The following is a 9,675-nucleotide window of genomic DNA, read 5'->3' on the forward strand; positions in this document are numbered from 1 at the left end:
AATTTAAAATTAGAAGAGTTTGATTTGATAATTCAAAGTTATTTTGAATTATTTGAAGAAAATTTAGATAAAACAATTTATATATTTTTTGATGAAATTCAAAATATAACTAATTGGGAACTTTTTGTTAGAAGATTGTATGATAATCAAAATTTTAAAATTTATTTGACTGGTTCTTCTTCTAGATTGCTTTCAAAAGAGATAGCTACATCGCTTAGGGGAAGAACATTGAGTTTTAACATTTATCCTTTATCTTTTGTAGAATTTTTAAGATTTAAAGAATTAGAGTTAGAAAAAAATTATCTATATTCAAAACAAATATTTAAAATAAAAAAGTATTTTGAAGAGTATTTAGAATTTGGAGGATTTCCCGAAATTTTATCTGAGGAATTAAAATTTGAAGTTCTACAATCTTATTTAGATTTGACAGTATATAAAGATTTAATTGAAAGATACAATATACGAAATATTATTTTGATAAAATCATTATTAAAGTTTTTATTTAGTAATATTTCAAAAGAATTTTCAATAAATTCTTATTACAATTCTATAAAAGATGAATTGAGAGTCAGTCGTGAGACTATTGTTGAATATAATTCTTATTTAGAAGATATTAATGTGATTCATTTTCTCTACAAATTTGATTATTCATTAAAAAAGCAACACTCTTCTCAAAGAAAAGTATATAGTATAGATACTGGATTTGTAAATACAATGGGATTTAAATTTTCAGAAGATAAAGGAAGACTTTTAGAAAACTTAGTATTTATAGAATTAAAAAGAAGAAATAAAGAAATTTATTATCATAAAAATAAGAAAGAGTGTGATTTTGTAATAAAGGAAAGGTTAGATATAGTAAAAGCAATTCAAGTAACTAAATCCTTATCAGATCCAGATACTAAAAAGCGGGAAATAGAAGGTCTTTTAGATGCTTGTAATACTTACACTCTAAAAGAAGGATTAATTTTAACTGAAGATGAAGAAGAAACATTTGAACAAGATAATATAAAAATAGTAATAAAACCTATTTGGAAATGGCTTTTGGAGAATTAAAAAGGCGATCAATAATTCAAAAATGAAACGATGTGATTGGTGTAAAGGAAACGAACTATATGAAAAATACCATGATGAAGAATGGGGAGTTCCAGTTCATGATGATAATGTTCTATTTGAATTTTTAATTTTAGAAGGTGCTCAAGCAGGACTATCTTGGATAACAATTCTTAAAAAAAGAGAAAATTATAGAAAAGAATTTGATAATTTTGATTACAAAAAGATAGCAAATTATAACGAAAATAAGGTAGATGAATTAATGCAAAATGAAGGGATAATCAGAAACAAATTAAAGATAAATTCTGCAATAAAAAATGCAAAAGCATTCATAAAAATTCAAGAAGAATTTGGGTCATTTAATAATTATATTTGGAGATTTACAAACAATAAAATAATAAAAAATTCTTGGGAAAGTATCGTGCAAATACCAGCAACAACGCCCCTATCAAACCAAATAAGCAAAGATTTGAAAAAAAGAGGATTTAATTTTCTAGGCTCAACAATTATTTATGCATACCTTCAAGCAATAGGGATTGTGAACGACCATGTAACAACATGTTTTAAATATAATACTCCTTATTAGTTAAGACATGATTTTATATCTACATTTCGTGCGAAAAAGTCATATGGTTCTTGCAAGAGAGTTAATAAAAAGAATTACTATCTTTATGACTATACTTTTTAGTGTAAGTTTAGTATATGCTGCACCTAATGTTATTGATGTAACATTTAACGAGTATGCGTATGAAGAAGTGTTATACAACCCTTCTCAAAGTGGCGGAGGTCTATATTTTGATTCCGGAGAAAATCAATCATTATACGCAATTAATGGTTCGATAATTGTAACAAACACACATCCATCTGAAGCTATTTCTGATGTTTTATTAAATATTACAACAATTGCTGATATTTACAATGTTGTAAATTCTGATGGTAAATTAGGTTATGTTGCTGAATTCAATTTAGTATCTGATTACATGATGCTATTAGTTCCAGATTTAGGACCTGGTGATAATGCTACATTTAGTTATTATGTAAATGTTTCAAATGTTGTTCCTCCTATGAATTTCACAACTTCATACTCAGATAGTAGAATCTTTGGAGGACTCCCTCTAACTGTTAGTGATAATGTAGTAAATAATTTAAACGGAGTTTCATATCCAAATAGTTGTATCTTCAATATTAACATTGCTCAAAACGCAATGACTGCAAATAATAGTGGTGTTCTAATGAATTTCACTTATGATGATACTACAATGACTGGAACTGATGCTGGTAATGCTACATTCACGGCTGATAATAGAACAATCAATTGGAACTTATGGGCTGGTAGTTGTTTTAATTCAACTAATGCAACAGATATTAGTTATGATGTAAAAACTCCTGCTGTATCAGTTGCAAGTGATTATGCATTCATAAATTCAACAATGAGTTATGAAGCAAATTTTACATTCTCAAGAGTTAATCTTGATAGTGTTTCAAGTGTTTTAAATCTTGCTTTGAACTTTGAGAAATTTTTAAACAATACTTTAACAGGAGATAATGCTACATGGAGAATCTCTTCTGAAGTAATTAATCCAACAAATATTAGTGTAAATTTAACTGAAGTATCTTTATGGGTTAGTGTAAGAGATGGAACAGGTACTGGTTTTACAAATCCAGGATTTAGAGATAATGATACTGTTACAGGAACAGATTTATTAAAAATTTATAATCCAAATGTTTTATTAAATAATACAATATTGCCTTGGAACAATACAGGTTCAGAATGGTACTTTAATTATACTTTCTCTTCATCTCCTGTAGTTTGGATGGATATAGAAAACAATATCATTAATGATGGAATTCAAATCATTAACAGAACAGTTTCTTATGGAGAAAATCAAATCTACATTAAAGAAATTTATCTTGCAACAGGTTATTGGTTACAAATTAATAAAAATATTACAAGATTAAGTGATGACACATACAATATTTATATTCAAGTTGTGAATCTAGGAACATCTCCTACACCTACAGATCAAGTAGTACAAGTATATAATTTTTTACCTGACACATTCAATTTAACAAGTGGCTTTGTTTATCAAACATCTTCATGGTATACAACAACTGATGCTAATGAAACATTAAGTGATCCTGATTATACAGGTACAATGTTCCAATATGGTATTGTTCCAGAAACAAACCCTTATAATTCATCTTTAGATTTATATGGTGGTTCTGTTCATATTAACAATTCATGGTCTGTAACATTTAATGTAACAGGTATTGGTGAGTATAATTTTGATGACTTATTCCTAACAGGAGTCGATCCTCTAAATGTAGAAGGCTATGGTTCAACTCTTGCCTTAATTGTTGAGAGTAGCTATGAATCTCTTTCAGCAAACTTAGAATATGTGCTTAGTGGTCTTGCAGTAATTGTTGGAGCATTAGTATTATTCCTATAATTCTTTTTATTTTATTATTATTCTTATTATTAAATTTTTATCTCTGTATTATATAGATAATTTTTATAAAGGATTTAATTCTAATTATTATTAGATGAATCTAAATTTCCTAAAGAAATTAATTTTAGTTTTAATTACAACATTAATTTTTTTTAGTACTATTAATTCTGTAAATTATAATCCTTCCAATAATATTTTTGATTCAGAAATAATTGATGTATTCGATATTGGTGACTATGAATATTATGTTAATTTAAATATTGAAACATTAATAGATAAAAATTTGGATTATGATATTGAGATTTTATATGATTCTGAAAATTTAGTTGTGGGTTCAAATAGTTTTTCTTGTTCTTCTTATTGTGAAAGAAACATTCAAATCAGTAAAGTATTTTTTGGAAACTATAAAATAATAATTAGAACAAAATATAATAACAAATATTATGAAAAAATATTAAATTTTAAAATTGACTTAGAAAAACCTGAATCAAAACTTATAATTGATGATATTTATTATGTTAAAAATGGTGAGTTGAAATTAAATGGTTCTATTGAATCAAATTCCAATACTAAATTTGATTATTTTTTTGAAATTTTTCCTAAAAGTTATCCTGAATTAAAATCAGAGTTTGAGTTGACTTGTTTGAATAAATGCGATTTTGATTTTGATATTATTTCACCAATTGTTATTGATGATTATTATATTAATGTCTATTCAATTCAAGGAGATTTACAAGAAGTTATAGAAGTTAAATACCTTGAGAAAGAATTAAAATTTAAAGATATCTTAGAGATTTATGGTTTTAATAATCTTTCTAATTTTTATTTGTATGATAATGATAATTCTAATATTTTTGCAGACATTTCAATTAAAAAGGAGGATGTGTTTGTTGATGAATTAAATTTTTCGATATTATCTTTTAATGAATTGTATGAATTAAATTTGGATTTTTCTAATTCTACATTAAAAGGGATTAAAGTTCCAAAAGCTAATCTTAGTCAAGTATCTATAGGTTATGAAAAAGTTCCAAAGGAAAAAATTAATTTGTTGAATACAATTTCTGATGCGTTTGCAATAAATCCTAAGTTTAATTCTGAAGTAGAATCTTATTCTATAACTTTTGAGGCAACAGGGACTTCACTTTTGAAATGTACTTTGTATAATTTTGAGACTCAGACTTGTTTTGGTTCATTTAAGAAAATTCTAGACACTATTCCCGGAAGAATATATACAATAGATTTAGAACCATATGATCCTTTATTTGTTCAGGTTAATGATTATATCATTGCACCATCAAATGGACTATGTCAAGATATTGGTTCAGGATGGTCTCTTACAAATTGTGATGATACATCATATTCGGGTTCAACACTATGTCCTGCAGGAACATCCGGAGAATATACTTTTTGTGATGATACTTTTATTGAATCTCATGCTATGACAAGAGATTTAGATGGTGGTGTTCAAATGTATTTTCAAGACACTTCGCAGAGTAAATGTGAGAATATAAGTAAGGTAGAAGTTTTATATAAAGTTTGGTGGATAGGTGTTGATACTAAGGGAACTGAATTAATTTCTATAGATGCAGATGGTAATGGTTGGACAAATGTTGGTTTTACACAGGATTTTTTAGAACCGACTTCAAATAGAATATTAGATGTAACTAATTCTCTTCCTATAGGAGAATATTGGGATTGTAATGATTTTTTTTCAACTTCGTCAACGGCAGCCATAGAGGTGTTATGGGATGGAACTCGTGCAAAAAGGAATGGAGTATATGATGTTTATGTTGACACTTTAGTATATAGAGTATCTTATAATTACTCAACAAATCCTTTAGATATTGATAAGGATTCATATTTCCAAGGAGAAAGTGTTTTAATATCGGGGTCTCAGGTTTGGGATGATTCTTCTACTGTGAGTCTTCAGTTGACTCTAAGTAATAATACTGTAATAAATTTACCAAATCAAACTCCTGTTAATAATTCATTTAATTATCTTTACACTCTAGGAGATTATTTCCCTTTAGGTAGTTATTCTCTTTTTGCAATACAGACAAATAACTCTTTTAAAAATGATACACTTTATTTTAATGTGACAAGAAGAAATCCATCTCTGAATGGAGTCTCATACTATGTGAATCTTGGAGATGTAATTAATTTTATTGGATTAGATTGGGTTAAATCTGGAGTTATAGATTTCTCATATACTGATCCAGAAGGTGTAATGCATGAAAAATATGATATAATTAATACTGATATAAATGGAGAATTTTTATATAATTGGACATTTGTAGATAGTTTATTTATTGATACTGGATTATATATTTTTAATTTTAATGAGAGTTTGGATCCTTCATATAATGCATATGCAATTCAAAATATTATATTTACTCCAAACCAATCCTCAATAAATACCTCAATTATAGATTCTAGTGATGGAAATACATACAACGTTGGAGGGCTTAATGGGATTGATTCAATTGATTTTTCTTTTCCTGAAATTATTCCTCCAAATTATGATTCAGATAATGTAACAATATTTATTGAATATTCTACAATAGGAACTGCAAATAGAGAATTACAATGGTTAAATGATACTTCAGGTTTGTATCAAAGTATTTGCATTCTCCCTGGATTTGATTCAAACTCTATTTATAGTTGCGAAATAAGTTCATATGCAATATATTTAGATGATTATAATTCTTTAAACTTAAGGCTTTCTGAAGATGGTAGTAAATTTACTAATTGGTATGTTGATTTTATTTATCTTCATAGAAATTTTACTATCAAGGATAATACAACTACTGATTCATTGAATCTTGGTATGTATAAAAATATTACTCGTAGTTTTGATAATAATTATAATATTAATCTTATTTTGAGAAATCTTGATTCAGCTCTAACTCCTAAGAATAAGGATTTATTAGTTTATACTTTTATCCCTAATGAATATAGTCTAGTTTCTAATTTTGTTTATTCTAGTTCTCTGTGGTATACAACAATTAATACTTCTGAAATTAGTTCTAATCAGTTTTATAATGGGACATTATACAAATTTAATATTACTGCTATAAGTCCTACTAGTTCAGTATTTGATGCTTATTTGGGTGTTCATGATGAAGATAATTCTTGGTCTTTATTGTTTAATGTTTCAGGAAATGGAGTTTATAATTTTGAGGATTTATTCTTGACTGGGTTTAGATAAAATGAATTTTGAGCAAATTATACATAAAATTTATATACTCTTATCGCTCAAAAATAATATGATGAAAAAGTTATGGCTTTTTTTGCTATTTTGTGTAATGCTATCTAGCAGTGCATACTCTGAAGTAGAAGTATTTTCTACATATAATACAGACATTATATTAAATAGTGATGATACTCTTGAAGTTCATAAAGAAATTTTTCTAAGAAATGTTCATGATGTTGCAATAATTCCAGGTCAAGTAGATTTCAAAATTCTAACAAGTAATGATGTTGAAGTATTAGAATATACTATAAAAGACAGATATGATCAAGAAATCAATTCTAATATTATTGAAACTAATGAATTTTCAATAATTCAAACTAAAATATTTACACCTCTACTTCCAGGATTTGAATACAAACTAGACTTATATTACAAATTATCACTTAATCCGAAAGGAATATTTTTCAAAAAATTACAAATTCCATTAAAAGAAAATACTCGAATTCCAATTAAATCAGGAGTAATAAATTTAGAAATACCTGAAAGCTATCATTATACAGCGCTAAGCTATAAAGATAATTCAACAATTATTGAATCAAACAAAGCAAGTTGGGAAATAAATGAAGAAACGCCTGACATTTTAAATTTCGAGTATTCATATCTACCAATTACTCTTCCTGGAGTATCAGGTTCATTAATTTTTTGGATACTAATTAATGTAATATTAATAATAATCTTAATTAAAGAAGTTAGAAAAGAAGTTCAAAAATATCATAAAAAATAATTTTATCAAACTTTTTTTTATCTCTTAATAATTTCAATTTTATCATTAACTAAATTAATAATAGTACTAGGTTTAGTATTAATCTTACCACAATCAATAATATAATCAACATCCTTTAAAATTTCTTTTTTAATTTCAGATATTTTAGTAATATATTTTTCTCCAGATAAATTAACTGAAGTTGTAACAAATGGGACTCCAGATTTCAATATGATGCTTGAAAACCAACATTTAGGGATTCTTATGCCTATACTTTTACTCTCACCAATAAGCTCATCTTTTGATACACAATCATCATTTTTCAAATCAAGTATAAATGTAAAAGGTCCAGGTAATTTTTTCAAATATTTTATTTTCAGAATATTTATTTTCAAATTTTCTAAAATCCAACTTCTTGATGGAGCAATAATTGAAAAAGGTTTTGAGTCTCTTTTCTTAATTTCTCTAATCTTATTAATTGAAGAACCTATCTTAGCAGAGCAACCAATTCCATAAATTGTATCAGTAGGATAAATAATTATTTTTCCTCGAATAATCTCTTCGACATAAAATCTTTTTTTTGCTAAAAATTCTCTCTTAGAAATAATTTTCATTTATCTTTTCTCATAAATCTGGTTAAACGCAAATATTTATTTTTCATATTGTTTTTCACAGATGCCAAAAATGCTAATCCAATTTTTGAGTATAAAAATATACCTATTGTTCCCAGAATTGTTGCAATAGAAAAATTATAAATACATTTTTGACAAACTTCACAATTTTCAATATCTGAGCTACAACTATGTTGATTTGTTTCAATACCAAAAATATCTTCAATATTATTATTATTTTGAATATAAATATTACAATTAGAAAATGCCCCGAATAAGATAATTCCAAGGGCTGTAAGAATTAAAATATTTTTTAATTTGAATATATCTTTTTTTTCATGTAAAACAAAAAATGCCTTAAGTAGAATAATAAATATGAAACCTAGAAATAAACTAATAATATAAACATCATAAATTTCAATTTGTCTAATAGAAAAAATCAAATATCCACCTGAAATAATTAAAATATAATGCATAATTTTATTCACTTTATATCCAATTTTTTTTGTTTTATTGGTAATATTAATCATTTTTTTCCCGAAAATTGTAAACAAAATTGAAGGAGCTAGAATTCCTAGAGCAAAAAATAATAAATTTGTAAAAAGACTAATTTGACTGCTATTTGCAATAATTATGCTAAGGTAAGGCATAGTACAAGGATTAGTAGAAACAATTAAAGAAAAAGCTACTCCCAACAAAATTGGATTTTTAATAAGTGGAAAATTCAGTGGATTTAATTTATTAAATATTCCTAAAACTCCTAAAATAATAAATAAAAGACCAAGTCCAAATTTTAAACCATTTTGAATCGGGGAACTAAAAAGTGAGCTAAGTAAATATCCAAAGATTAAATACGATAAAATAAAACTTGAAATAAAAAGTAAAAAATCTTTAGTAATTCCATCTTTTTGAGTAGAAAACCTATACAATAATATTGGAAACAAAATGATAATGCAAGGCGTAAAAGCAGCAATAATCCCGCTTAAAAAAGATAAAATAAAACTCATAGTAAATAAATAAAAGAATTAATTAATAAATTTATTGTTTTAATAATACTGAATTATTTTTTAGACCAAAGTCCATGTAAATTACAATACTCTCTTACATTTAAAATCTCTTCATCTTCAGGAATACAAAATGTAGCTTTAGGTTCATCATCAGGCTTTAAAAAAGCAGTATAAGTATTCTTATCTGTAAAGACTTGTATGAATTCAATATAATGGATATCTTGCATTGGGTGTAGAACTTCCCCAACTACAACTTCAACACTCTCGCCATTCCTATTAACAACAGGGATATGTTTTTCTGTTGCAGCATCTTGAGTATTCTCGGTCTTCAAAACCATATTCTGAGCGCAACAAACAAGAGCTCCTGCACCTTCATGTAGTACTTCAACTATATTTCCACACACATTACATTTATAGACTTCATTTAATTTTGTCATCGTATCTAATTCTAAAATTAGCAATTTATAAAACTACTTGAAATAAGGCTTTATCCGAAGTAGATTTATAAAGTTCAAATTTCTTTAATTATTATGATTCGTAAACTTGTACAAAAACAAATAATTCCTCACGAGAATTCTTTTCGTCAAGAATTAAATAAGAT

The 9,675-nt window shown here is 26.0% G+C and carries 8 protein-coding genes; 5 read left to right on the forward strand and 3 right to left on the reverse strand.

The window, feature by feature from the left end; genetic code table 11:
- From PF569_00800 to PF569_00820, 5 genes are all read left to right on the forward strand, one after another.
- Window positions 1-1,053, forward strand: a 1,053-nt coding sequence (locus tag PF569_00800; GenBank protein MDA3854765.1) for an ATP-binding protein, incomplete at its 5' end; no start/stop codon positions are given.
- 22 nt (window positions 1,054-1,075) lie between these two features.
- Window positions 1,076-1,636 (forward strand): DNA-3-methyladenine glycosylase I, encoded by a 561-nt coding sequence (locus PF569_00805; protein MDA3854766.1) that lies wholly within the window; start codon window positions 1,076-1,078, stop codon window positions 1,634-1,636.
- A 43-nt stretch (window positions 1,637-1,679) separates the two neighbouring features.
- Window positions 1,680-3,500 (forward strand): hypothetical protein, encoded by a 1,821-nt coding sequence (locus tag PF569_00810; GenBank protein MDA3854767.1) that lies wholly within the window; start codon window positions 1,680-1,682, stop codon window positions 3,498-3,500.
- Between the two features lie 94 nt (window positions 3,501-3,594).
- Window positions 3,595-6,708, forward strand: coding sequence for a hypothetical protein (locus PF569_00815; GenBank protein ID MDA3854768.1), 3,114 nt, complete (start codon window positions 3,595-3,597; stop codon window positions 6,706-6,708).
- A 61-nt stretch (window positions 6,709-6,769) separates the two neighbouring features.
- Window positions 6,770-7,477, forward strand: coding sequence for a hypothetical protein (locus tag PF569_00820; GenBank protein MDA3854769.1), 708 nt, complete (start codon window positions 6,770-6,772; stop codon window positions 7,475-7,477).
- 17 nt (window positions 7,478-7,494) lie between these two features.
- On the opposite strand, the gene PF569_00825 is transcribed toward PF569_00820, so the two are convergent.
- From PF569_00825 to PF569_00835, 3 genes are read right to left on the reverse strand one after another with little or no spacing between them, the layout of a single operon-like run.
- Complete coding sequence (locus PF569_00825; GenBank protein MDA3854770.1) at window positions 7,495-8,070, reverse strand: L-threonylcarbamoyladenylate synthase; 576 nt, start codon at window positions 8,068-8,070, stop codon at window positions 7,495-7,497.
- Window positions 8,067-9,074 (reverse strand): hypothetical protein, encoded by a 1,008-nt coding sequence (locus tag PF569_00830; protein ID MDA3854771.1) that lies wholly within the window; start codon window positions 9,072-9,074, stop codon window positions 8,067-8,069. Before PF569_00830 ends, PF569_00825 begins: the two co-directional genes overlap by 4 nt.
- Before the next feature lie 53 nt (window positions 9,075-9,127).
- Window positions 9,128-9,511, reverse strand: a complete 384-nt coding sequence (locus PF569_00835) for a desulfoferrodoxin (protein ID MDA3854772.1) — start codon at window positions 9,509-9,511, stop codon at window positions 9,128-9,130.
- Between the last annotated feature and the right edge of the window lie 164 nt (window positions 9,512-9,675).

This window comes from Candidatus Woesearchaeota archaeon (assembly GCA_027858315.1).
Lineage (GTDB): Archaea > Nanobdellota > Nanobdellia > Woesearchaeales > UBA583 > UBA583.